The 22,050-nt window shown below is 30.1% G+C and carries 23 protein-coding genes; 5 read left to right on the top strand and 18 right to left on the bottom strand.

Translation table 11 applies throughout. The features are described 5' to 3' along the window. Positions 1–17: 17 nt before the first annotated feature. From P8F83_RS06860 to P8F83_RS06845, 4 genes are all read right to left on the bottom strand, one after another. Positions 18–1,286 (bottom strand): PTS ascorbate transporter subunit IIC, encoded by a 1,269-nt coding sequence (locus tag P8F83_RS06860; protein ID WP_326514018.1) that lies wholly within the window; start codon positions 1,284–1,286, stop codon positions 18–20. A 33-nt stretch (positions 1,287–1,319) separates the two neighbouring features. Next, positions 1,320–1,607, bottom strand: a complete 288-nt coding sequence (locus P8F83_RS06855) for a PTS sugar transporter subunit IIB (protein ID WP_326514017.1) — start codon at positions 1,605–1,607, stop codon at positions 1,320–1,322. Positions 1,608–1,650: 43 nt separating this feature from the next. Further along, positions 1,651–2,100, bottom strand: coding sequence for a PTS sugar transporter subunit IIA (locus P8F83_RS06850; RefSeq protein WP_326514016.1), 450 nt, complete (start codon positions 2,098–2,100; stop codon positions 1,651–1,653). 175 nt (positions 2,101–2,275) lie between these two features. Beyond that, the gene (locus P8F83_RS06845) at positions 2,276–2,965 is read right to left on the bottom strand and encodes a Crp/Fnr family transcriptional regulator (RefSeq protein WP_326514015.1); all 690 of its coding nucleotides are present in this window, start codon (positions 2,963–2,965) and stop codon (positions 2,276–2,278) included. Between the two features lie 262 nt (positions 2,966–3,227). Here P8F83_RS06845 and P8F83_RS06840 point away from each other — a divergent pair, with 262 nt between their 5' ends. After that, on the top strand, positions 3,228–3,914 hold the full coding sequence (locus P8F83_RS06840; RefSeq protein ID WP_326514014.1) for a YjjG family noncanonical pyrimidine nucleotidase: 687 nt from the start codon (positions 3,228–3,230) through the stop codon (positions 3,912–3,914). A gap of 32 nt (positions 3,915–3,946) precedes the next feature. On the opposite strand, the gene P8F83_RS06835 is transcribed toward P8F83_RS06840, so the two are convergent. The 3 genes from P8F83_RS06835 to P8F83_RS06825 are packed head-to-tail and all read right to left on the bottom strand — an operon-like array spanning position 3,947 to position 6,024. Beyond that, entirely contained in the window at positions 3,947–4,324 is a 378-nt protein-coding gene (locus P8F83_RS06835) for a VOC family protein (protein ID WP_326514013.1), read from the bottom strand. A 19-nt stretch (positions 4,325–4,343) separates the two neighbouring features. After that, the gene (locus tag P8F83_RS06830) at positions 4,344–5,054 is read right to left on the bottom strand and encodes an SDR family oxidoreductase (RefSeq protein WP_326514012.1); all 711 of its coding nucleotides are present in this window, start codon (positions 5,052–5,054) and stop codon (positions 4,344–4,346) included. A 13-nt stretch (positions 5,055–5,067) separates the two neighbouring features. Beyond that, complete coding sequence (locus P8F83_RS06825; RefSeq protein WP_326514011.1) at positions 5,068–6,024, bottom strand: NAD(P)-dependent oxidoreductase; 957 nt, start codon at positions 6,022–6,024, stop codon at positions 5,068–5,070. A gap of 211 nt (positions 6,025–6,235) precedes the next feature. Here P8F83_RS06825 and P8F83_RS06820 point away from each other — a divergent pair, with 211 nt between their 5' ends. Next, positions 6,236–7,516 (top strand): methyl-accepting chemotaxis protein, encoded by a 1,281-nt coding sequence (locus tag P8F83_RS06820; RefSeq protein ID WP_326514010.1) that lies wholly within the window; start codon positions 6,236–6,238, stop codon positions 7,514–7,516. Between the two features lie 50 nt (positions 7,517–7,566). Here P8F83_RS06820 and P8F83_RS06815 read toward each other — a convergent pair whose 3' ends face one another. The 3 genes from P8F83_RS06815 to P8F83_RS06805 all read right to left on the bottom strand — a co-directional run bounded on the left by P8F83_RS06815 (position 7,567) and on the right by P8F83_RS06805 (position 9,776). Further along, the gene (locus tag P8F83_RS06815) at positions 7,567–8,199 is read right to left on the bottom strand and encodes a beta/alpha barrel domain-containing protein (protein ID WP_326514009.1); all 633 of its coding nucleotides are present in this window, start codon (positions 8,197–8,199) and stop codon (positions 7,567–7,569) included. A gap of 73 nt (positions 8,200–8,272) precedes the next feature. Then, on the bottom strand, positions 8,273–9,202 hold the full coding sequence (gene dapA / locus P8F83_RS06810; protein ID WP_326514008.1) for a 4-hydroxy-tetrahydrodipicolinate synthase: 930 nt from the start codon (positions 9,200–9,202) through the stop codon (positions 8,273–8,275). Then, entirely contained in the window at positions 9,174–9,776 is a 603-nt protein-coding gene (locus P8F83_RS06805) for an SIS domain-containing protein (RefSeq protein ID WP_337250873.1), read from the bottom strand. Before P8F83_RS06805 ends, dapA begins: the two co-directional genes overlap by 29 nt. 121 nt (positions 9,777–9,897) lie before the next feature. On the opposite strand from P8F83_RS06805, the gene P8F83_RS06800 reads away from it, so the two are divergent. After that, positions 9,898–10,920 (top strand): IS6 family transposase, encoded by a 1,023-nt coding sequence (locus tag P8F83_RS06800; RefSeq protein ID WP_326511720.1) that lies wholly within the window; start codon positions 9,898–9,900, stop codon positions 10,918–10,920. 197 nt (positions 10,921–11,117) lie between these two features. Here the strand turns inward: P8F83_RS06800 and P8F83_RS06795 are convergent, their stop codons facing one another. The 8 genes from P8F83_RS06795 to P8F83_RS06760 all read right to left on the bottom strand — a co-directional run bounded on the left by P8F83_RS06795 (position 11,118) and on the right by P8F83_RS06760 (position 19,379). Beyond that, positions 11,118–12,389 (bottom strand): PTS ascorbate transporter subunit IIC, encoded by a 1,272-nt coding sequence (locus tag P8F83_RS06795; protein WP_073016326.1) that lies wholly within the window; start codon positions 12,387–12,389, stop codon positions 11,118–11,120. A 45-nt stretch (positions 12,390–12,434) separates the two neighbouring features. Then, positions 12,435–12,722: a PTS sugar transporter subunit IIB gene (locus P8F83_RS06790; RefSeq protein WP_073016328.1), complete on the bottom strand. Its 288-nt coding sequence runs from the start codon at positions 12,720–12,722 to the stop codon at positions 12,435–12,437. Positions 12,723–12,735: 13 nt separating this feature from the next. Then, on the bottom strand, positions 12,736–14,817 hold the full coding sequence (locus tag P8F83_RS06785) for a BglG family transcription antiterminator (RefSeq protein WP_326514007.1): 2,082 nt from the start codon (positions 14,815–14,817) through the stop codon (positions 12,736–12,738). 470 nt (positions 14,818–15,287) lie between these two features. Further along, positions 15,288–16,226 (bottom strand): ADP-ribosylglycohydrolase family protein, encoded by a 939-nt coding sequence (locus P8F83_RS06780; RefSeq protein ID WP_326514006.1) that lies wholly within the window; start codon positions 16,224–16,226, stop codon positions 15,288–15,290. Positions 16,227–16,259: 33 nt separating this feature from the next. Then, entirely contained in the window at positions 16,260–16,859 is a 600-nt protein-coding gene (locus tag P8F83_RS06775) for an ADP-ribosyltransferase (RefSeq protein WP_326514005.1), read from the bottom strand. 578 nt (positions 16,860–17,437) lie between these two features. Continuing rightward, positions 17,438–17,971 carry a GNAT family N-acetyltransferase gene (locus P8F83_RS06770; protein ID WP_326514004.1) on the bottom strand — a complete coding sequence of 178 codons (534 nt, stop codon included), beginning with the start codon at positions 17,969–17,971 and terminating at the stop codon, positions 17,438–17,440. A gap of 22 nt (positions 17,972–17,993) precedes the next feature. Further along, a complete protein-coding gene (locus tag P8F83_RS06765; RefSeq protein ID WP_326514003.1) occupies positions 17,994–18,830 on the bottom strand; it encodes a pentapeptide repeat-containing protein in 837 nt (278 codons plus the stop codon). 57 nt (positions 18,831–18,887) lie between these two features. After that, a complete protein-coding gene (locus P8F83_RS06760) occupies positions 18,888–19,379 on the bottom strand; it encodes a prolyl-tRNA synthetase associated domain-containing protein (RefSeq protein ID WP_326514002.1) in 492 nt (163 codons plus the stop codon). 129 nt (positions 19,380–19,508) lie between these two features. Here P8F83_RS06760 and P8F83_RS06755 point away from each other — a divergent pair, with 129 nt between their 5' ends. Together P8F83_RS06755 and ascB are read left to right on the top strand one after the other, a co-directional pair. After that, positions 19,509–20,363: a MurR/RpiR family transcriptional regulator gene (locus P8F83_RS06755; protein ID WP_326514001.1), complete on the top strand. Its 855-nt coding sequence runs from the start codon at positions 19,509–19,511 to the stop codon at positions 20,361–20,363. Between the two features lie 206 nt (positions 20,364–20,569). After that, positions 20,570–22,039: a 6-phospho-beta-glucosidase gene (gene ascB, locus P8F83_RS06750; RefSeq protein WP_286907470.1), complete on the top strand. Its 1,470-nt coding sequence runs from the start codon at positions 20,570–20,572 to the stop codon at positions 22,037–22,039. Positions 22,040–22,050: the final 11 nt, after the last annotated feature.

The raw sequence follows: 22,050 nt of genomic DNA, 5'->3' as shown, positions 1-22,050 counted from the left end.
CAAAGCTGCTATAAATATTAATGTGCAAATAATTGAAGTATCTTTCCAAGTATTATTCCAACTACGCCAAAGTCAGCATCACTAAAGGTTGAACCTGCGTAACCTAATCCACCAAGTACAGGCATTAATAGTACTGGAAGGAAGGTTATTAAAAGACCTTGAATAAATGCTCCAAGTATTGCTCCTCTTTTACCACCAGTGGCATTTCCAAATACACCAGCTGTAGCACCACAGAAGAAATGAGGAACAACTCCAGGTAATATTACGGTTGCCTTTAGGCCTATTAGTATAAACATTCCTAAAACTCCGCCAACTAAACTTGATAAAAATCCTATAAGTACAGCATTAGGAGCGTAAGGATAAACTACTGGACAATCTAAGGCTGGTTTAGCATTAGGAACTATTGTCATTGCAATTCCTCTAAATGCAGGTACTATTTCTCCAAGTATTAATCTTACACCTGCAAGTATTACATATACACCACCTGCAAAGGTTATAGCTTGTATTAAAGAAAATACTATGAAATTTTGCCCAGCACTAAGTTCTGCTTCAACGTAGGCTGGACCTGCTGCAATAGCAACAATAATGTATAATAGTCCCATGGTTAAACTTATTGCAACAGAAGTGTCTCTTAAGAAATTTAAGCTTTGAGGAAAACTCATTTCTTCTGTTGATTTTGAATTTTTACCTACTAGCTTACCAATACCAGCTGAAAGAACATAACCTATAGTTCCAAAATGAGCAAAAGCTACATCATCTTGCCCTGTAATTTTTCTCATAGTTGGCTGAGCTATTGCTGGGAATAAAGCCATTACAAAACCTAATATAATTGATCCTACAACTACAAGAGAAACGCCACTCATTCCACCTGCAACTAAAATTGCAGCTATCATACATGCCATGTATAAGGTGTGATGGCCTGTTAAGAATATATATTTTAATGGTGTTAAACGAGCTATTAGAATATTTGCAAGCATTCCAAAAGCCATAATAAGTGCGGTTTGAGTTCCATAGGTCTTTAATGCAAGTGCTACTATAGCTTCATTGTTAGGAACTATACCTTGAAGTCCAAATCCTTCTTGGAACATTGCACCAAAGCTGCCTAAAGAGCCAACTACTATTGAAGCTCCTCCACCTAAAACTAAAAAACCCATAATTGTTTTAATTGTACCTTGAATGATTTGAGAGGATGGTTTCTTTTGAATTATAAGTCCAACCATTGCTACAAGACCAACTAAAATTGCAGGTACACTTAGTATATCAAGTATAACCTTTAGTATTGACATATGAATTCCCCCTAAATAATTATTAAATAAATCTTATTTTATGATTGCCATCTTTGTTAATGTTTCAACTAGCTTATTCTTTAGTTCGTTTAAATCTATCATACTGTTTAAAGAAATTACCTCACCTCCTAATGATGTTAATTGATTTGCTATATCTCTTGTACCTACATAAACGTCAGCTTTTGTACCCTTTGCTGAACCGAGATCAGAATGATCAACCTCTACATTAGTCACATTTAATTCTTTTAAAACTTTTTTAATGTTGATTTCCATCATAAAACTACTTCCAAGACCACTTCCACAACAAACTAGAATTTTCATATAAATCCTCCTTGAATCTTTATAATTAGATTAATTACATTGCTTAATTAGAATATTTATTTAATAACATAAGTATTTTTTCTTTATCCTTTTCAATCATAAGTGAATTTAAATCTTCTGTGTTCATAAATAACCCCATAAGTTCTTCTAAAGCTTTCATATGACTTTTATCATCAATAGCTGCTAATGTAATTATAAGTTTAACTGGGTCATTCATTTCACTTCCAAAATTAACTGGATTTTTAAGAGTTATAATACTTAATGAAAGTCTTTTTACCCCTTGTTCATGTCTAGCATGAGATAATACAATACCAGGTGCTATTACCATATAAGGGCCAAGTTTTATAAAGTTATCTATTATAGCTTCTTCATAACTCTTTTCTATGTAATCTTTACTTAGGAGAAGCTCAGTTCCTTTTTTAATTGCATCCATCCAATTTATGCATTCAACATCAAGGTTTATAACCTCACTGTCAATTAGCTCACTAAGCATACAAACTAACCACCTTTCATTTCTATATTTAACCTGCAACTTGCTTCCTTTATATGTTAATTATAAACTGTAAAGGTTATCTTTTGAATAGGTTTACTACCCAATCTATTTCTAATACTTTCGGAAAAAATAAACTTATTGACAGTAAAAAAGAGTTGAAAAAATTCAACTCTTATCATAAAGAACTCATATATTCTTTTTTACTAAGATCTCTTAACGCTTTTTCATTTAAAACATAAATCTTATTTTGATTACACTTTATGATTTGTTTTTCCTCAAGCTCATTTAAAGTTCTGTTTAAATGTCTGTAGGTTGTTCCCAAAAATTCAGCTATATCCTTAAAAGAATTCCTTAAAACTATATGATCTTTATCTGGTTTTAGATATTCTAATAAATAACTAGAAAGTCTATTTATAAGTGGATAAGTAGAGTTATAAGAACTATTATTTATAGTTGCATCAAGTTTATCGCTTAAGGATTCAGCTAAATGACGGAAGAAATTCAAATGAGTATACTTTTCTTTAATCAAAGAAACAGGAACTAAAATGAAGTAACTCTCCTCTACTGCTTCAACCTGACAACGAACAGGAAGATCTTTTAAAAGTTCTAAATCTCCTATAGTTATAAATGCATCATAAAACTTTAGCAAGCTACTTTTTCCATTTTCAAATAAGTAGTTTACTTTGATTTTTCCATCAACAAGAAGATAATAATACTGGAGTTTACTTTCTGGCTCAAGAATTGTTTCCTCAATTTCATAAACACAAAAAATAACCTCATCTATTATATCTTCATGGAAAATCTCATAAACTTTATATTTATCTATATAATATTTTAAAAGTTTTTTATCTAAAATATTTTTCATAAGTCCTCCCTAAATTATCAACAGGTTATAAAATCATAATGTCGTAATGTCGTAATGTCGTAATGTCACAATATCATAATAGCATAATTATAATGTATTATGTTGAGATTAAGGAGTTTAATGAAGCTCTTGAAAAGAAGAGCTTCTACAGGGCAGAAGTGCGTAATGTCTTAATATCACAATAGGACATTTGTCCTAGTTAAAGCTTTATTAATATGGTATTTTATATATTATAGGATTTAAGAATATAGGGGGATAAATCATGAAATACGATGTCATTTTATTTGACGCTGATGAAACTTTATTTGATTTTAAGAAATCAGAAAAAGAAGCCTTTAAAAACTCAATGATAGAATTTAAGTTTGATTATGAGGAAAACTATCATCTTGAGGTTTATAAAAATATAAATACAGCGATTTGGAAAGAATTCGAAGAGGGATTAATTACACAAGAAAAACTAAAAGTTGAGAGATTTAAAAGACTATCTGATAAACTTGAAGTAAAGTTTGATGAGTTAGAATTTGCAAAAGCTTATATGAAACACTTATCACTTGGGTCTTTTTTATATGATGAAAGTGAAGAAATTTTAAATAGTCTTTATGGAAAACATAGAATGGCAATTATAACAAATGGACTTAGAGATGTGCAAAATGGTAGAATAAAACAATCTAAAGTGGCACATTTGTTTGAAGCTATTATAGTATCTGAAGAAGTTAATGTATCAAAACCAAATCCTAAGATATTTGAAATAACTTTAGATAGTTTGAAATTCACTGATAAATCTAAGGTTTTGATGGTTGGAGACAGTTTAACTTCTGATATTTCAGGTGGTATTAATTATGGGGTTGATACTTGCTGGTACAATCCAGGTAGAATTAAAAATAGTACAAGTATTAAACCTACTTATGAGATAAATAGTTTATATCAATTAAATGAGATTCTAAAATAAAAAAGTGGAAAATACCACTTTTTTATTTTGTATTATAAGTTTATACTTTCTTTTTCTTCAACAAATTGAATTTGTATTCCATTAGGATCTTTAACAAAAAAGAATCTTGTCATTGGATTAGGTGAAATTATAGGACTCTCTAATTCAATATTATTTTCTTTTAGATAGTCTATAGTTTTTTCTAATGATTCCACAGTAAATCCTATAGATAAGCCCTTTCTTTCTAATATTTCTACTCCTTTGTAACATATAAGCTCTATTTTAACCTCATCTTTATTTCCAAGCATAACAATCTCAGTATCTTCACCAGCTTTAAATCTCTCAGCTACATTTAAATTTAAGATATCACAGTAAAACTTTAAAGACTCTTCAATATTATTAACAGTAAGGGTTATCCAACATAAATTCATATATACTCCTCCTAATATTTTAGCGATAATTTGTTTCTATAAAAGGCCTTAATACTATTTCATCTAAGGCGACTCTTTCGTCGATGTTAATAGAATTTATTATAGTTTCAGCAGCTATATCTGCACTTAAATACTCTTCTCTAGCTTGAGGTCTAAAGGAAGTATTAATTCCACCAGGATAAACAGAACATACTCTTATGTTATCTTTTCTAGCCTCTTTTCTAAGTACTTTAGTTAAACTATCAAGAGCACCTTTAGATGCAGTATATGATCCTAACCCTTCATTTGAAAAAAGACAACAAGTTGAAAGAATATTAACGATTAATCCTTGCTTTTTATCTGACATATATGGATAGCAGGCTTTAATAAAATTTAATGGAGCTATAGTGTTTAAATTCATCATATAGCCAAAGTCTTCAAGGTGTATATCTTTTACTGATGCTCTTGAAGTGTTAGCTCCTGCACAATTAATGAGTATATCAACAGCACCTAATTTATTATGAACATCTTTTACAAAACTAAATATTTTAGTTTCATCTGTTATTTCAAATGTATCATAAAAAATATTAGTGTTTTCACCAATTTCTTTTATAATTGTTTTTACCTTCTCTTCTGATCTTCCACAGAAAGCAACCTTAGCTCCAAGATTTATTAATTGTAGCACTAAACTTTTTCCAAGTCCTGAAGTTCCACCAGTAACAATAACTATTTTTCCTTCTAAATAATTCATTTTATCCACCTCATTATAAAATTGTATTAATAGCTTTTTCATCAATGAAAGCTTTGATGTTTTCAGCTAATAAATCTAAAAGTCTTTGTCTTGATTCAATGCATCTCCAACCTATATGAGGGGTTAAAATAACATTTCTCATAAAAAACAAGGGGTTTTCTAAACTTGGTGGCTCTGGGTCTTGAACATCAAGAGCAGCTCCTGCAATTTTTTCTTCATTCAATGCTTCAATTAAATCATCTTCTTTTATAAGTGAACCTCTAGCGGTGTTTATAATAAAAGAGGTTGGCTTCATTAAATCTAACTTTGATTTATCTATAAGATGTTTTGTCTCAGAAGTAAGTGGGCAATGTAGGCTAACAAAATCACTTTCTTTAAGGACTTCATCTAAGCTTACAAACTTAATATTAGGATCACCTAAATCTTTGTAGCTTCTATTATATACAAGTATATTCATACCTAAGGCCTTAGCAACTTTAATCACTTGTTGTCCAATAGCTCCTGCACCTATTATTCCAAGAGTTTTACCTTGAATTTCAAAATGTGGAACCATTAGATGGTTAGTAAAATTTCTATAGTCTTTATCTTCAATCATTCTTTGTTGATAAGATAAAGAAGAACTTAAACTTAATATAAAGGTAATAACTAATTGAGCAACAGCCTCTGTACTATACCCAGGCACATTACAGACAACTATACCTTTTTCTTTTGCTGAAGCTATATCAATGTTATTATAACCAGTACCAGCTTCGCAAATTAACTTTACACTTGAAGGGAATTTTTCAATTAAATCTCTTCCTATAGGTAACTCCTTAGAAATTACTATATTTTGATTTTCTACTCTTTTTAGAATTTCCTCATGATTACTATGAGAATATTTTGTTACTTTTCCCAAACTATCTATTGCTTTAAAATTAAGTTTTTCGTCAAAATCTATTCTGCTTGAATTAAGAAAAACTATATTGTTCATTGTTTACCCTCCTGCACACGTTATCAAGATATATTATAACATATGGTAACCTAAGAAATGGAATTATTCTTATTAATGTTGTTAAATCTATTAAATTTGATATAATTAATCTATAAAAATAGTCTTAGTTTTTATAGAATGAGGTGATTAATAGAAATATAAAAGTGCAATTAATTTAGGGAGAAATAAATTCATAAAGGTGGTACATAATATGAATAAGATTAAAAATATTTCGATACGTAATCGTATAATGGTATTGGTTTTTGTAGCAATGTTGTTATCAAATTTAGGGATATTAGGTTCACTATCTTATGCTCTTCATGGAGATGTTCTTGAAATAATAACAATTGAAACTATTGGAAGATCAATAATTTTTATAATAATTTTTCAAGTAATAGCAGCAGTTGTTTCCGAATTATTGCTTATAAAACCTTTAAAAAAGGGTATACTTCTTGCTGATTCTATTTCGAATAATGATTTGACTGTAGATATAGAAGCAACTAATCATGGAGAAACTGGACAACTTATCACTTCTCTACTTAAAGCAAAAGATAATTTAAAAAATTTGATATCAATTATGCAGAATTCTTCAGGAAAAGTGGCTATTTCTTCTGAAAGCTTAAATTCAATAATTGAACGTGCAAATAGCCAGGTAAATGATATAAATGAATCCATAAAAAAACTTATTGACCATTCTTATCAAAATTCTGAAAGTATAAAACAAGCATCAATGGTGTTGTCTGGTATTACAGATAATTCACAGCAAACTGCAGAACTGGCTGCAAGAATTGAGACATATGCAAAAGGAGTACAAGACTCTGCTGAAGTTGGTAAATCTTCAGTTAACTCAATAGTTGAAGTTATAAATGAGGTTGCAGTGAATGGACAAAATGTAAGTAAAGAAGTTACTGAACTAGAAAATCAAAGTAATAAGATTTCAGAAATAGTTAATATAATTTCTCAAATTTCAGAACAAACAAATCTTTTAGCATTAAATGCAGCTATAGAAGCTGCTAGAGCTGGTGAGGCAGGTAGAGGATTTTCTGTAGTAGCTGAAGAAATAAGAAAACTTGCTGAAGATACTAATAATTCACTTCAGGATATAGGAAGTCTTGTAAAAGATATGAGCAGCATAACAAAAAATGTAGTTTCTGCTGTAGAAATGACTGATAAAAAGATTATTCTTGGAGTTTCTCAATCTAATGAAGTCAAATTAAGTATAGATAAAATAATAGATAATATGCAAAATACATTTAAGATGCTTAAAAATATTACAGATGGAGTTACAAATCAAGCTGCTTCTTTAGAGGAAATGACAGCTACTATTGAAGACATAAATATGACAATAGAAAATGGATTAAGTGTATCAAATGAAATTAAATCAAATCTTGATTCACAAGAAAAACTATTTGGTAAAATTGATAAAACTTCTAGTGAATTAGTTGATTTGTCTGAAAACATGAGTAATTTAACAAATATATTCAAATTATAAAAGAAAGGTTGGAAACATAGTTAGTGTTTCCAACCTCTTTTATATTAATATTAAGCTTCTCTTGTCTTTTTAATGATTTCACTAATTTTTCTAGCATTTTCAGCTATATCTTCAATACTGCCTTGAGTTAATAGTCCTCCGAAACCACAAACATCAACACCGTTTTCTAACCATACATGTAAGTTATCAAGAGTAATTCCTCCACTTGCAAGAATCGGCATATAAGGAAGTGGTGTCTTGAATACTTTTACTAGTTTTGGACCATAGAAGTCTGATATTGGGAATGCTTTGATAAATGCTGCCCCTAAGCTTAACGCATCAACTGCTTCAGTTAAAGATGTACAACCAGGAGCATATGGGATTTGGTATCTGTTACAGATTTTAGCTACACCTTCATCGTAATTTGGTGCAATAATGAATTGAGCTCCATGTAATATAGCATGACGAGCTGTTTCGCTATCTAAAACAGTTCCTGCTCCTACGCAAAGTGCTTCCCCATATTTTTTGCTAAGTCCTTCAATGATTTCTCCGGCATTATTCAAGGTATAGCTCATTTCCATAACTGGTATGCCACCTTTAATACAGCCTTCTGCGATTTCACATGCACGATCAAGTGTTTCTGCTCTTACAATTGCAAGTGCTCCAACTTCTGCCATTCTTTTTGTTATATTCATCTTTTTCATATAATCCACCTCGATATTCATTAAAATACGTTTATGTCTGTATTGAATTTAACTAAACTTATAAAGATTTGTATTATAAATCTTTATTAAATTTTTCTTTATAAGTTTCTACTACACGTTTGATTTCATCAAGTCTTTCTCCTGTTAGTTTGCTTACAGGGAGACGTGCTGGACCAACATTTATGCCGTTAAAGACAACCGTTTGCTTTATGACTGATGGTATTGTTCCAAATTTTAAAATACGGCGAAGTTCTTCAATGCTATCTTGAGCTTTTTGAGCGGCTTCTATATCACCTTTTATAAAGTTGTTATAGATTGCAACATCAATACCAGCAAGGAAGTTTGCAGTTGCAGCAACTGCACCATGTCCGCCTACTTTTAGGATATCAAGGATAAGCGAATCAGACCCTGAGAATACGCCAAAGTCCTCTCCTTTAGTTACCTCAAGATAAGCTTTCATGTTATCTAATTTTCCACCGCTGTCTTTGATTCCAACAATATTTTTAACCTTAGCTAATTCCTTTACTGATTCAGGTTCTATATTAATTCCTGTTTTACCAGGCATGTTATACATCATTATTGGTAAACTAACTTCAGCTGCAACAGCCTTGTAGTGTTCAATTAATTCTTTCTGAGTTGGTGGGACAAAGTATGGAGTAATAATTGATAGTGCACTTGCGCCTATTGCTTCCATTCTTTTCGATAAGTTAATAACTTCACGTGTTGAATTACCGCCTGTACCAACAAATACAGGAACACGATTATTAGTGTGTTCTATAACAATTTTAGCAAACTCAACTTTTTCATCATCTGTAAGTACATGACATTCACCATTTGTACCTAAAATAAATAATCCATAAACGCCTTTATTAATTAGATAATCAATTAATTCGCGAGTTGCTTTTGGATTTATATCTTGATTTTCATCAAGAGGTGTAATCATTGCACATATAATACCTTTATAATCCATATAATTACTTCCCTTCTCTAATAGATTGTCCAAGACTTCCGCCTGGATGCCATTTTAAATATTTTTGTGAATCAAGTCCTTTAGCATATTGTAATGCAACACTTAATGATTGTAATGCGATAGTTTCTGCAAGAATTGAAGCACGTGGAGCTTTATTAAGATCATCTCCTTCATTTTTAACTCCTGCGTATAAGAAAGCATCAGATGCATTTTTTAACCATGAATCAGCATTACCGCTTACACCGATTATTTTTGCACCATTAGCTTTTAATGTTTCTACTGTTGCTTTTAACTCTTGAGTTTCACCACTATTGGATATTGCAATAACAACATCACCAGGTACTACTTGTCCGCTTGAACCATGAACTGCTTCTGTACCATGTAGTGTGTAAGCTGGAGTTCCTGTTGATGAAAGTAGTGAAGATATATATCCTGATACATGACCAGGTTTACCTATACCAGTAACATGTACACGTCCATGATTTTTTTCAGATTCAAGAATTAGATCACGTGCGTTGTTTATAGCTTGTTCATCTATAGAAGAAATAAATGTTGATACTTCACTAGATAGAATATCTAAGAATGTTGGTAGTGTTTTTTCTATCATAATTTGTCCTCCTTAAAGTTATAAGCGTTCTGTTAAGTTATATGAACATTGCTCTTCTCAATCCTAGGAAATACAATAAGTTTGACTAGAACTAAATGTCCCCCTTGAAAGGAGAAGCGCAATGAACAAAACAAAAGTAAAATGTCCTCGTTGTAACTCTGACCAACTATATAAGTTTGGTTTAGATAAGCAGGCTAATCAAAAATATCAATGTAAAAAGTGTAAGCGACAATTCGCACCTGACTCCGTCAGAAAGCGGGTAACATCTAAATATCCAAGATGTCCAAAGTGTGGTAAAGCAACTTTCTTGCATCACATCTATAAACACTATAATCGCTATAAATGTGGTAATAAGAAGTGCAATCATATCATTGTTCATCACCATAACCTAAATATAGATGATGCCTCCAGTGAAAACCTAACCGGTTCCCTTTCTATGAAAGGTATGCGTTTTCCACTCCATACTATTCTGACTGCATTAACTTTATATTTTTTAAACAACTCATCAACAAGAACTATTTCACAGTTCCTTTTCGTAACTTCAAATATAAAGGTTTCTCATGTCACAATAGCTAGTTGGACTCAAAAGTTTGCACCTTTTTTCAAACAAAAAGCTGATAAGTTTAAAGAGCAGCTAGATCTCCAATCTGACGATTGGCATGCTGACGAAACAGTGGTCTTTATAAATGGTGAACGCTATTATTTATGGTTAGCTATTGACTCTGAAACGAGATTTATTTTAGCTTTTCATCTAACCAAATCACGTAGTGAGGATTCAGCATTTACACTAGTAAACCAAGCTAAACAATTTGGAATGCCATCAAACTTTATAACTGATAGACTACCTTCATATAACCAAGCTGTAGCGAAGCTATTGGGCGAAAACAAGCATGTGCCTGTTGCTCCTATGTCTAGCGACATATCAAACAATTTAATTGAGTCTTTTAACAAAACATTTAAAGCTTGGTATAAAGCTAAAAAAGGGTTTAACTCTTTTGAGAAAGCAAATAACTTAATATACTTATTTGTCTTTCACTATAATTTCATTAGGCCTCATGGTTCATTAAATAATCTCACACCTGCTGAAGTTGCAGGCTTCGCTAGCAATAGCATTGATCGTAAATCTTGGTTTGTCGCTGCTTAATCTCAACTTAATATCTTTGATTAACCTGCAAAAATCTAACTTTTTGTAGGCTTATTTGCCATACAAAAATTTATTCAAACTTATATAATTTTCAAAGAACGAGTAATTCTACGAAATGTTAAGCTATTTTTTCATAACAACCTAACAGAATCGTTATAAGAGCCATATCTATGGCTCTTATATATATTTAATCTAGCTTAGATAGGTTTTATTAATTGTAAAATCTTATGCAATGTAGTTCCAACTACGTTGTAGTCTATGTTAGGGAATGTTGCACCTTCAATACCAAGTGTTCCGTATACTGGATAAAGAATTGTTGGTAAGAAAGCAAGTAATAATCCAGCAACAAACGATCCTAAAAGAGCACCTCTCCATCCACCAGATGAGTTACCAAATACTGCAGCTGTACCACCTGAGAAGAAACAGATATGAGCAGCTGGGATAATAACAACTGGGAATACGCTAGGGAATGATACCATAACAACTATTGCTAATAAACCTGCAGTGTATGCTGATATAAATCCAAGAATAACTGCATTTGGTGCATATGGGAATACTGTTGGTACGTCTAATGCTGGTCTTGAACCTGGAATATATTTTTCTGAAATAACAACGAATGCAGCTGTAATTTCAGCTAAGAACATACGAACACCTGTCATTAATATTGACATACCAGCAACAAATGTAAACGCTTGAACTAGAGGGAATACTAACCAATGTTGTGAACCTGCAAGTTCTTGAGTAAATGTTTGACCAGCTTTTATTGTAGCAACATAGAATAATAAAAGCATAACTATTGATAGACCCATTAAGAAATCTCTGAATATTGATAACCATTTAGGGAATTCTATAGATTCTGTAGTTTCTTCTTTATGTTTTGAGAATATACGACCAAGATAACCTGATAAACCGTAACCAATCATGTTAAAGTGACCGATTGCTTGCTCATCTCCACCTGTCATATCACGCATAAATGGTTGACAGAATTGAGGTAATGCAGCAGACATAAAGCCTAATATAGTTGCAGCAACTAAGATAGTAACTGTACTACTAAATCCGTGAGCTTGCATAATTAGTACAAGTACGCAAGAGAAGAACAAACTATGACCTGTTGTAAAGAATATGTTCTTAAATCTTGTAATACGTGCAAACACTAAGTTTAATATGAATCCTAGAATCAATGTTAATGAAACTTCGAAACCATATGTACTTTGAGCAAGTGCTGTAGCAGCTTCTGGAGAAGCTATAACACCTGTTATACCAAAACCATATTGGAATAGTTTGTTAAAGTTTTGTAATGATCCAGTCATTGCTGAAGCACCAATACCAAATACTAAGAAACCAATAAGTGTTTTTGAAGCACCAGTAAATATTTCAGTAACTGATTTCTTTTGAAGAATTAGACCTATACATGCAACTACACCAAGTAATACAGCAGGTGTACTTAATAAACTTATAATAAATTTCATATATATTACCCCTTATCTTATTTAATTTTGTTATTTAATTAAATTTTATTTTTCTTTTGAAGCAAGAAATTTTTCTAATGCTGTTTTAATTTCATTACGGTCAACTATATTACGAATACCAATAATATCAAATTTTAAATTTTTACCTTGTAATTCTTCAGCTACATCAATCAATGTTTCTACTGCATCTCCAGTAAATCCATTTAATGAATCTAATGAACCGTGCTCAACTTCTATTGGAAAGTTGTTTTCCTTTATAACTTGTTGAGTTTTGATTTTTAGCATTAAACTTGATCCAACCCCTGCTCTACAAGCGATTAATAATTTATACATAACTAATTCCTCCTTATGATTCGTGTGATTTTATAAAATCAATAACTTCTTTTGGATCCTTAGCGTTATCTAGAGTTCTAAAAAACTCATCCATTTCGAATAATTCAACTAACTCAGACATAGCGCGTAAGTGGCTATTATTATCTATAGCACTTAAACAAAAGACATATTTTACAGGATCATTATCATCATTTCCAAATTCAACAGGAGTTTCTAAAGTTGCAATTCCTATTGAAATTTCTTTTGATCCTGCTTCTGGTCTTGCATGTGGAAGTGCCACATGTTTTGTAATTACGATATAGGGACCAGATTCTTTTGCAGTGTTAACCATTGCATCTACATAAGCTTCAGTTACTTTGTTATTTTCAACTAAAACAGAAGCTGACTGTCTTATAGCATCCTCCCAATCTTTAGCTGGAACATTTAGTTTTACTAGTGTTTCATTTGTAATATCACTTAGCATAAGTCCTTCCTCTCCTTTAGACGTAAAATTCTCTATTTGTGTAAAATAGGATAATAATTCACTTGAAAGCATACTTTCAGAAGTTACTTTCGCGTATTTTTTAATTATATCCATAACTTCATCTATTTTTGGTTGTCTTAAAAAAATATCACCCAATTGAATATACACTTCACGTGTAATCTTATATTTCTCCTTTTGGGTCATTACAGGACTAACTTTAATTACTGGTGCATCTATTTCTAAACCTTCTGCTTTATAATTAGTAGTAAACACTATATCTACAGATCCAACGAAGTTTTCTAGTTTAGAAGATTCTAACGGTGGTAAAAAGTGTAGTTCTGGAAATAAGCTTGTAAGCTCTGCATGTAAGATAGCTGAGCTACCAACACCGTTTGAACAAACTATTAGAGCCGTCCTTTTTCTAAGAATATCAAATTCTTTTTTGTTAGAGAAAATAGCTGCAAAATGCATTGTTAAATATGCTAATTCCTCTTCTTGAATTTCTTCTCCAAATAGACCGCAGAATTCTTTCATAGCATTACTTACAATTCTGTATACTAATCGGTATTCTTCTTTTACCTTTTCACAAAGTGGATTGTAAACAGGTAATTTGAACAAGAGTCTGTAATAAGCTGGTCTAAAATGAGAGTATAGTTGTTTAAATATTTTTTCTTTACTTATATAATAAACACCACTTAAATACTCAAACTTTGTCATCATCTTATGTACAATTTCTGAGATAACAGATTTGTCTTTTGTATCATCTTCATCATTTCCAACTGATATACCTAAAATCCAAGCACTAATGTACATTACATCATGAGATTTAATTTTATCTTTGCTATCATATAATTCAAGTAACTCTTCCGCAAATTTATATTCCTTCATTGAGTTCATAACTGCAATATTAGGTATATCTATATTTTCTGAAATAATTACCTTCTTTGAAAGCATTCTCGCCTTTAAGAAAATGAATATATAGATAAATTCTACTAATCTATTTTCAACGAAAGTAATTTGATGTTTTTTAACAAGCTTTGATATAATTTTTTTTGCTTTTTCAAAACTATCTAGTTTATACTCTTCAATAAAAATATCAAAAACTCTTGAACTCTCTTCATTTGATAGGGTCTCTATAATATTTTTTATAAGTACTCTTCTAATTTCCATTTCAGACCCAACTAAATAATAGCCGTTTGTACGATTGTTTTTAATTTCAATGCCTTTTTTCTCAAGATCAGGTATCAAGTCCTTAAAATCAAGGTTTACAGTAGATCTGCTCACCTTTAATGAATCTATAAAATGATTAATTGATACATCTTCCATGTTAATAAAAAGCATTAAATATATATATAGAAGTCGTTCATTTTTACTAAAGTAGTAAGTATTTTTTGAATAGTTTTTTTCGAGAATTTCTTTAATAACATCCTTTGTTTCTTTTGGTACTATAATATCTTTATTAGCGCCTAAGGATAATAAAGGTATTCTCTTTGTTTTAAACAAATCGTTAATTTTATCTAGCCTGTAGGTAACTTGTCTTTTTGAAGAATTAGTTTCTTCTTGCAATCCTTTTGTAGTAACTAATGTACTATTTAATAAAATCTGAAGAATTGATACAATTTCTTTATCCATTTATAATAATCCCCACTTCCTTATTAAGATTTATTATAATCTCTTCCTTGGAGTTTATTTTTCATCCCCTCCTCAATATTTATTCTATTTGAAACATTTATCGTTTTCAATTTCATTTAGGTTCAACTTTTGTATTAAGACTAAACAAAAATTGAATTCTATTTAAAAAAAGATTGCAAAACTTTGATAAATACTAGGTTCTGTTAAATATTTTGACGAAGAGCTATTTGTGTTTTTAATTAACTATATTTTACATAAAATAAAAAAAGATGAAATTTTTTAGTTTCATCTTTTTATAAATAATCAAATTTAGTAGCAAAAGTTCTATGTTTTACATATAATATACTAAAGATTTTATTATCTAGTTTTAACTAATTGCAATTGTCGTATTTTTAATTCTCCTCTATTTACTTCTTAATCTTATAACGATATAAAAACCTAGAAGAACTAAGATTCTTCTAGGTTTTATTTTATATCAATTTAAATTCATTTGCAAATAAAATACATAATTCGACAATGTCATCTTTTCTAGCTAAAGTAGTTATCCAATCTTCAGGTATACTATCAATGCCATAATACAATCCTGCTAGTCCACCTATTAAGGCCCCGATTGTATCTGTATCTTCACCTAAATTTATTCCTTTTAAAACAGCTTCTTTATATGATTTACTAGTTAATAAACACCAAAAAACAGCTTCTAAAGTATCTAACACATAACCTGTAGATTTAATATCTTCTTCTTTAAATATTCTGATATCCTGCTTTAATATTCTTGAAAACTTATCTAGTTCTTTTGTGGGTTTGTTTATGTAATGTTTAAGTATAACTTCCTTCATTAACTCATAACTATCCCTTAAACTGTAACCTTTTAATATGTTTATCCCCATTTCGACATATATTGAACAGGCTACTTTGCTTACAATATGACCATGAGTTATACCTGAGACTTCACCAACTATTCTAAATTTTCTAAAGGAGTTTGTTTCATTATTCAAATAAAATATAAAAGGAAGTATTCTCATTAAAGAGCCGTTTCCATTATCAAAAACAGTTCTATTACCAGATTCTAATGGAGCTATGCCCCTTTTTATTCTTTTTAAAGACTCTATTGTAGTAAAACCGACATCGAACACTCTTCCCCTAGCTGTCCAATGCCCATTTTCAAGCCATGCTAAAAATGTATTAGCTAAATTTACTATATCATATCCTTGGAGCAAACTTTCCATTGTGCATAATAATAATGAACTATCATCTGACCATGTTCCTTTCTGCTGTCCATGAACACCAAAAGAACGCATATCAACAACCGGTTTATATTTAAGTGTTCCTCTATCAACAAATTCTACGGGTACGCCTAGTGCATCTCCAACGCAAAAACCTAATACGGATCCTTGTACTAATCTTATCATTGAAACACTTCCTTACTATATATAATTTTGAAATTATTCTATCAATACATCAACTTCTAGTTTTAAATAACATAAGCTATTTTTTAATACCTTTTTGATTAACATTCTATAACCTCTATTTAATAGAAATTCACATTCATTTTGTAAAAAACTCAAGTTTCCAATATATGCACCATGGGCACCTTTAGGAACATTCATGTGTAATATTAGGTTACTATCATATATTTCGCCTTCAACTAAACTTGTACTCATAAAAGCCTTATCTTCAATAATTTTTCCTTCTAATTGATTAACAGGTAAATTTCTAAGCTCTCCAAGCATCATTTTCGATGTTCCTCTATAGACTAATATATCCTCTGGAGTAACAGCTTTTTCTAAAGCACTAGTTAATAAGTGGCAGTATGCTTCGTTTGCACCATTAAAAGAACCAAATCCTCTTAAAGTATCATTAATATTACTATAAAATACTTCGCCAGTATACTTGGTTAGTGCAACTCTTTCTTTAGTAGTTAGAGTATCTAACCACGACTTATAAGAAGCTTTACCCCAAGAGTCAGCTTCTTTAGCACTTTTAAACCATATAGGTTCTTCCAATATATTAAACTTTAAAAAATCTATTACTTGCATACTCATATTAATCTACCTACTCTTATTGTTATTAATCATTTAGCTCATCCTAAATTCGAGTTGTATGATAAAAACACCGTACAACTCAGTTATGAATATTACGGTGCTTTAAATTCCTTTAATTAATATATTTTCATATAAATGCATCTTTGCTATTGTTTTACACCGTATTATCCACTTTTCAAAGAACAATGATTTGAAAGCTTATATCTAATTGCTTAAAGTAAATGTTTTCTTATATAAATATATGATATTTACTCTATTTATGATAATAAATTAATCCTTTTATTTTATATTAAAATTATAGCATATTTAACCAAATTGTATAACGTAAATTTATAAAAAAATAATCAACTTAATTGAATAATATTAAAGATTTAAGTCAATAATTTCAATAACATTCCCCCAATGAATGTTGTTCATATAAAGGAAGGATACAATGAACCATTGAATATCACCAATATTTACCTCTTCCTTCCTTTAATTTTTTTAAATATATCAACCTCCTATTTTGATATATTTCACATATAAAAAGAAGGTACTACAATTTTTTATAGAGTACCTTCTTTTATATTTATTTAAATCTATAAGTTTAAATCCATTAAAATCTCATCATAATAAATCCCATCAATATTAAAAAAGTTTTTATGAACTCCAGTCTTTACGAATCCATGCTTTTCATATAATTTGATTGCATTAACATTGTCAGATTTAACTCCTAAACTGATATTTTTTATCATTTTAGTACTTTTTGCAAAGTTTATAGTTGCATCCATAATAGCGTTCCCTACTCCTAATCCCCAATAGGTCTTTTTTACCGATATCGAAAACTCACTATTATGTGCTATTCTTTTTCTTGAGCTAGTAATTAATCCTGAAACACTAATGATTTCGTTATTAATTAACCCTAACAACATAATTGAGCTAGTGTTATTCGTAAGATTTTTTATATATTCCTTTTCTTGTTCAATGGATAGATGGAAATCATCTTTTGAAAAAAGCAAGTTATCACTTTCTCCTCCTATAGTGTTTAGATATTTGATCATATTTTCAGCATCTTCAATTGTAGGTTTCCTAATAAATAAAACTTCACCGTTTTTTAATTTAACCTCTTTCATGAATATCACTCCTAAATATAAATTACTTTGTCCAATGAGAAGGCCTAATAAGAGTTTTGGGTAATCTTGTATTATAATCGCCTTTGGCGGAATTAATCTGAGCTTGAGTTAAATAAATACTTTTTGACAAATCAGCTCCCCTAATATTAGCATCTCTTAAGTCTGCACCTATAAGATCAGTAAAACTTAAATCTACACAACTTAAATTTGCAGCAATTAAAAAAGATCCACTTAAATCCTCTCCAATTAATTCAGTTTTTCTAAGGTCTTTTCCCATAAGGCTGAAATTGTTTTTAGCTTTTAAATGATTTGAGTTTTTTTTCTTTACCTTATTTCTAATGGATTTACTAGTTTCTAAAAGTAGTTTGTTAACTTCAAACCTATGAGAAATAATATCTATTTTTAAGATAGCTTGACTATTTGATTTAGTAAACTCTTCAGTTTTTCGAATTAAAGACTCTAAATTTTTCTTAACTTCTAAATCGGATTGTAACCTAAATGCTTCAGTAAGATACCAAAGTATTTCATGAAGTTGCCTAACAATAACAAAAACTTCATACATTTCTTTTGAAATATTTGGATTGTCTTTCCAGCTTTCACCCATATATGTAACTTGAGAGACTTTTTGTCCTGCTCCAAAACAATCGTAAGCAAGGCAGCCTTTAAGACCTTTTTTATTTAAGTCTTTATGAACCCTACATTTAAAATCATCTTTTAGATTTATACAGGGTTTGCCTGCAATTTTATCTATAGGAAACCCCTCTGATTTAGAAAAAAATAATGATACACAACATAATCCAAAACAATTTTTACAATCGGATTTAAGACTTTCTTTTATATTAACTTCTTTAGTATACATAATTTCATATCCTCTTTCTTGCTTTATAAAAATATTAGGGACTCCATACAACTACATTTAAATTTCTACAAGGTCTACTCTATTTCCTTCGTATTCCAAAAATTTTAAAAGATCAGAGTAAGAAATGGTTATTGTTGCAGTATTCGTATTTGGATGAAAGTTTATTTTATCTAATCCAACTAAATCTCTATCTAATAAAACAATAACTTCATTTTTAGAATCGTTTATAACTCCAAAAGGAGTTACTGATCCTGGTTTTAATCCTAAATACTTGTTTAAACGCTCATCACTAGCAAAGGATAACCTGGTACTATTTAGATACCTTGCTAATTCCTTAAGATTAGCTTTCTTTGAATCTTCTAGAATAAGAAGATAATGTATATCACCTTTACTATTTTTTAGAAATAAGTTTTTACAGTACATACCTTCAAACTTTATATCAAGTGTATCTAATTCATCTATGGTAAATACTGCCTTATGGTTATATAATCTGTATTTAATATTAAGCTCTTCTAGTAAGCTTGTTACTTCTCTTATTATCTTTTCCATGTTTATCCCTCTTTAATGGTAAATTTGTTATTATTAACATATCATTTATAAATACTTTTTGCAAACTTAGAAAATTTATAAATCTTTTTTAGAAAAGATGATAATATAGAATTAAAAGGGAGGTATATTATGATAATAGATAAGATGCAGAACTTAAAGAATTTAACAGCACAAGAACAGGCTGTGATTGAGCATATTATTAAATTTCCTAAAGACTTATTAGAGATGAATGTTTCTGAACTTGCAAAAGCCAGCTATACAAGTGCATCAACAATTATTAGAGTCTGTAAAAAGCTTGGAACTAAAGGATTTGGTGATTTAAAATTTATATACGCATCTGAGTATCCTGAAATGATGAAATTAAAAGAATCTTTAAAAACGATTCCTTATGATGCAAACAGTACAATAGATGATATTATACATACTATGCCACTTATATATTCTAAGGCAATTGACCATACAAGGAGTATGATTGATAGAAATGTTTTAATAAACGTAATTAGCTTAATGAAAAAAGCTAAAGTTATTGATATATATGGTGATGGAATAAATAACGAAGTTGCAAAAATGTTTTGCTATAAGTTAGGAGAGATAGGTATAACGTCAAATTCATATTCAAGCATACACTGGAGTCATGCTAGCTTTCTTCAGCTTGAGAATATTCCTAGTTTTTCAATTTTAATATCTCATACTGGAAAAAATTCTAATGTAATTGATGCAGCCAAACGTTTAAAAAAATGTAATATGCCTACTCTCTCTATTAGTGGAAATATAGATCAAAGGCTAGCTGAATTAACCGATTATAATATACATATAATGACTACTGAAAACACTTTAGAATTTTCAAATGTTATTTTTACAATGTCTACTCAGTATATACTTGATATTTTGGTTGCTTCTTTATTGGTTCATCGTTATGATGTTGTATTAAAAACTGCCAATAAATTAAAAGGAGCTAGGTATGAGTGGATGAATGATAGTTAAGTTAAATTATTGGAGCTTTTTTTCAGGAAACAAACGTTATCATTAAAACTTTTGAATATTGGAACCATATTTCATAATTGGTATAACAAATAATCAATTTTAATCTATAATATTGCTTATAAGTTTCAATCATTGTTATATCCTTTTTGTATAATTAGTGATTTATAATGGTTAGACATAAGATTAAGCAATAGGAGGAAGAAAATATGACAACAAGAAAATTTCCAGAAGGATTTTTATGGGGAGGAGCTACTGCTGCAAATCAAGTTGAAGGTGGTTATAAAGAAGGCGGAAAAGGCTTAAGTGTCTCTGACTGTGCTAGACACCATCTTGATGTAGATGTAACAGATTATAAAGCTCATAATACAGTTACTACTAAGGATATTGAAGATGCATTAAAGTCTGAAGATGAATCATTATATCCAAAACGCCATGGATCTGATTTCTATCACCATTATAAAGAAGATATAAAGATGTTTGGAGAAATGGGATTTAAAGTTTATCGTATGTCTATAGCATGGTCTAGAATATTCCCTAATGGTGACGATAAAGAACCTAATGAGGAAGGTTTAAAATTCTATGATGATGTTTTTGATGAATGTTTAAAACATGGAATTGAGCCATTAGTAACTATGTCACATTATGAACCACCTATTAATTTAACTTTAAATTATGACGGATGGTATTCTAGAGAAGTTATAGGTTTCTTTGAGAAATATGTAAAAACAATTTGTGAAAGATATAAAAATAAGGTAAAATATTGGTTGACCTTTAATGAAGTTGATTCAATGATAAGACACCCTTACACTACAGGTGGTTTAATTGAAGATAGATTCCCAGAAATGAATTGGGAGCAAGTTATTTTTCAGGCTATGCATCATCAATTTGTAGCTAGCGCATTAGCTACAAAGATTTGTCATGAAATAATACCAGATTCAAAGGTTGGTTGTATGCTTACAAAATTAACATATTATCCGTATACATGTAAGCCAGAAGATGTATTAAAAGCGCAACAAGATATGAGATCAACTTATTGTTACAGTGATACACAAGTCTTTGGAGAGTATCCTGCATACTTACTTTCAAGATTTAAAAATAATGGTATAGAAATAAAGAAAGAAGCTAACGATGATGAGATAATGAAAAAATATCCAGTTGATTTTGTATCATTCTCTTACTACATGTCCTCTTGTTCAGCTGCCTCAACAGATGGATTAGATGTTACTGCTGGAAATACAATTAATGCAATTAAAAATCCATATCTACCTTCAAGTGATTGGGGATGGCAGATTGATCCAATTGGTCTTAGAATTTCAATGGTAGATTTATACGACCGTTATCGTAAGCCTCTATTTATTGTTGAAAATGGATTAGGAGCTAAAGATGTTGTTAAAGAAGATGGAACTATAGATGACCAATACCGTATAGATTATTTTGAAGCTCATTTCAAAGCTATGTTAGATGCTATAGAATATGATGGTGTGGATTGTTTAGGATATACATCATGGGGATGTATTGATATAATTTCTGAATCTACAAAACAAATGTCCAAACGTTATGGATTTATTTATGTAGATTGTGATGACTATGGAAATGGTACCTACAAGAGAATTCCTAAAAAATCTTTTTATTGGTATAAAAAAGTTATTGAATCTAATGGAAAGTGTTTATTTTAATACTAATGATT

It is taken from the genome of Clostridium intestinale, assembly GCF_035905475.1.
Classification (GTDB): Bacteria; Bacillota; Clostridia; order Clostridiales; family Clostridiaceae; genus Clostridium_T; species Clostridium_T intestinale.
Note: the sequence above shows the minus strand (reverse complement) of the source record. Positions and strands in the feature narration are given on the sequence as shown.

What these genes read in the sequence shown, in the direction of transcription:
- P8F83_RS06860 (WP_326514018.1), bottom strand. Translation starts at nt 1,286, where the DNA reads ATGTCAATACTAAAGGTTATACTTGATATACTAAGTGTACCTGCAATT.
- P8F83_RS06855 (WP_326514017.1), bottom strand. Translation starts at nt 1,607, where the DNA reads ATGAAAATTCTAGTTTGTTGTGGAAGTGGTCTTGGAAGTAGTTTTATG.
- P8F83_RS06850 (WP_326514016.1), bottom strand. Translation starts at nt 2,100, where the DNA reads ATGCTTAGTGAGCTAATTGACAGTGAGGTTATAAACCTTGATGTTGAA.
- P8F83_RS06845 (WP_326514015.1), bottom strand. Translation starts at nt 2,965, where the DNA reads ATGAAAAATATTTTAGATAAAAAACTTTTAAAATATTATATAGATAAA.
- P8F83_RS06840 (WP_326514014.1), top strand. Translation starts at nt 3,228, where the DNA reads ATGAAATACGATGTCATTTTATTTGACGCTGATGAAACTTTATTTGAT.
- P8F83_RS06835 (WP_326514013.1), bottom strand. Translation starts at nt 4,324, where the DNA reads ATGAATTTATGTTGGATAACCCTTACTGTTAATAATATTGAAGAGTCT.
- P8F83_RS06830 (WP_326514012.1), bottom strand. Translation starts at nt 5,054, where the DNA reads ATGAATTATTTAGAAGGAAAAATAGTTATTGTTACTGGTGGAACTTCA.
- P8F83_RS06825 (WP_326514011.1), bottom strand. Translation starts at nt 6,024, where the DNA reads ATGAACAATATAGTTTTTCTTAATTCAAGCAGAATAGATTTTGACGAA.
- P8F83_RS06820 (WP_326514010.1), top strand. Translation starts at nt 6,236, where the DNA reads ATGAATAAGATTAAAAATATTTCGATACGTAATCGTATAATGGTATTG.
- P8F83_RS06815 (WP_326514009.1), bottom strand. Translation starts at nt 8,199, where the DNA reads ATGAAAAAGATGAATATAACAAAAAGAATGGCAGAAGTTGGAGCACTT.
- P8F83_RS06805 (WP_337250873.1), bottom strand. Translation starts at nt 9,776, where the DNA reads ATGATAGAAAAAACACTACCAACATTCTTAGATATTCTATCTAGTGAA.
- P8F83_RS06800 (WP_326511720.1), top strand. Translation starts at nt 9,898, where the DNA reads ATGAACAAAACAAAAGTAAAATGTCCTCGTTGTAACTCTGACCAACTA.
- P8F83_RS06795 (WP_073016326.1), bottom strand. Translation starts at nt 12,389, where the DNA reads ATGAAATTTATTATAAGTTTATTAAGTACACCTGCTGTATTACTTGGT.
- P8F83_RS06790 (WP_073016328.1), bottom strand. Translation starts at nt 12,722, where the DNA reads ATGTATAAATTATTAATCGCTTGTAGAGCAGGGGTTGGATCAAGTTTA.
- P8F83_RS06785 (WP_326514007.1), bottom strand. Translation starts at nt 14,817, where the DNA reads ATGGATAAAGAAATTGTATCAATTCTTCAGATTTTATTAAATAGTACA.
- P8F83_RS06780 (WP_326514006.1), bottom strand. Translation starts at nt 16,226, where the DNA reads ATGATAAGATTAGTACAAGGATCCGTATTAGGTTTTTGCGTTGGAGAT.
- P8F83_RS06775 (WP_326514005.1), bottom strand. Translation starts at nt 16,859, where the DNA reads ATGAGTATGCAAGTAATAGATTTTTTAAAGTTTAATATATTGGAAGAA.
- P8F83_RS06770 (WP_326514004.1), bottom strand. Translation starts at nt 17,971, where the DNA reads ATGAAAGAGGTTAAATTAAAAAACGGTGAAGTTTTATTTATTAGGAAA.
- P8F83_RS06765 (WP_326514003.1), bottom strand. Translation starts at nt 18,830, where the DNA reads ATGTATACTAAAGAAGTTAATATAAAAGAAAGTCTTAAATCCGATTGT.
- P8F83_RS06760 (WP_326514002.1), bottom strand. Translation starts at nt 19,379, where the DNA reads ATGGAAAAGATAATAAGAGAAGTAACAAGCTTACTAGAAGAGCTTAAT.
- P8F83_RS06755 (WP_326514001.1), top strand. Translation starts at nt 19,509, where the DNA reads ATGATAATAGATAAGATGCAGAACTTAAAGAATTTAACAGCACAAGAA.
- ascB (WP_286907470.1), top strand. Translation starts at nt 20,570, where the DNA reads ATGACAACAAGAAAATTTCCAGAAGGATTTTTATGGGGAGGAGCTACT.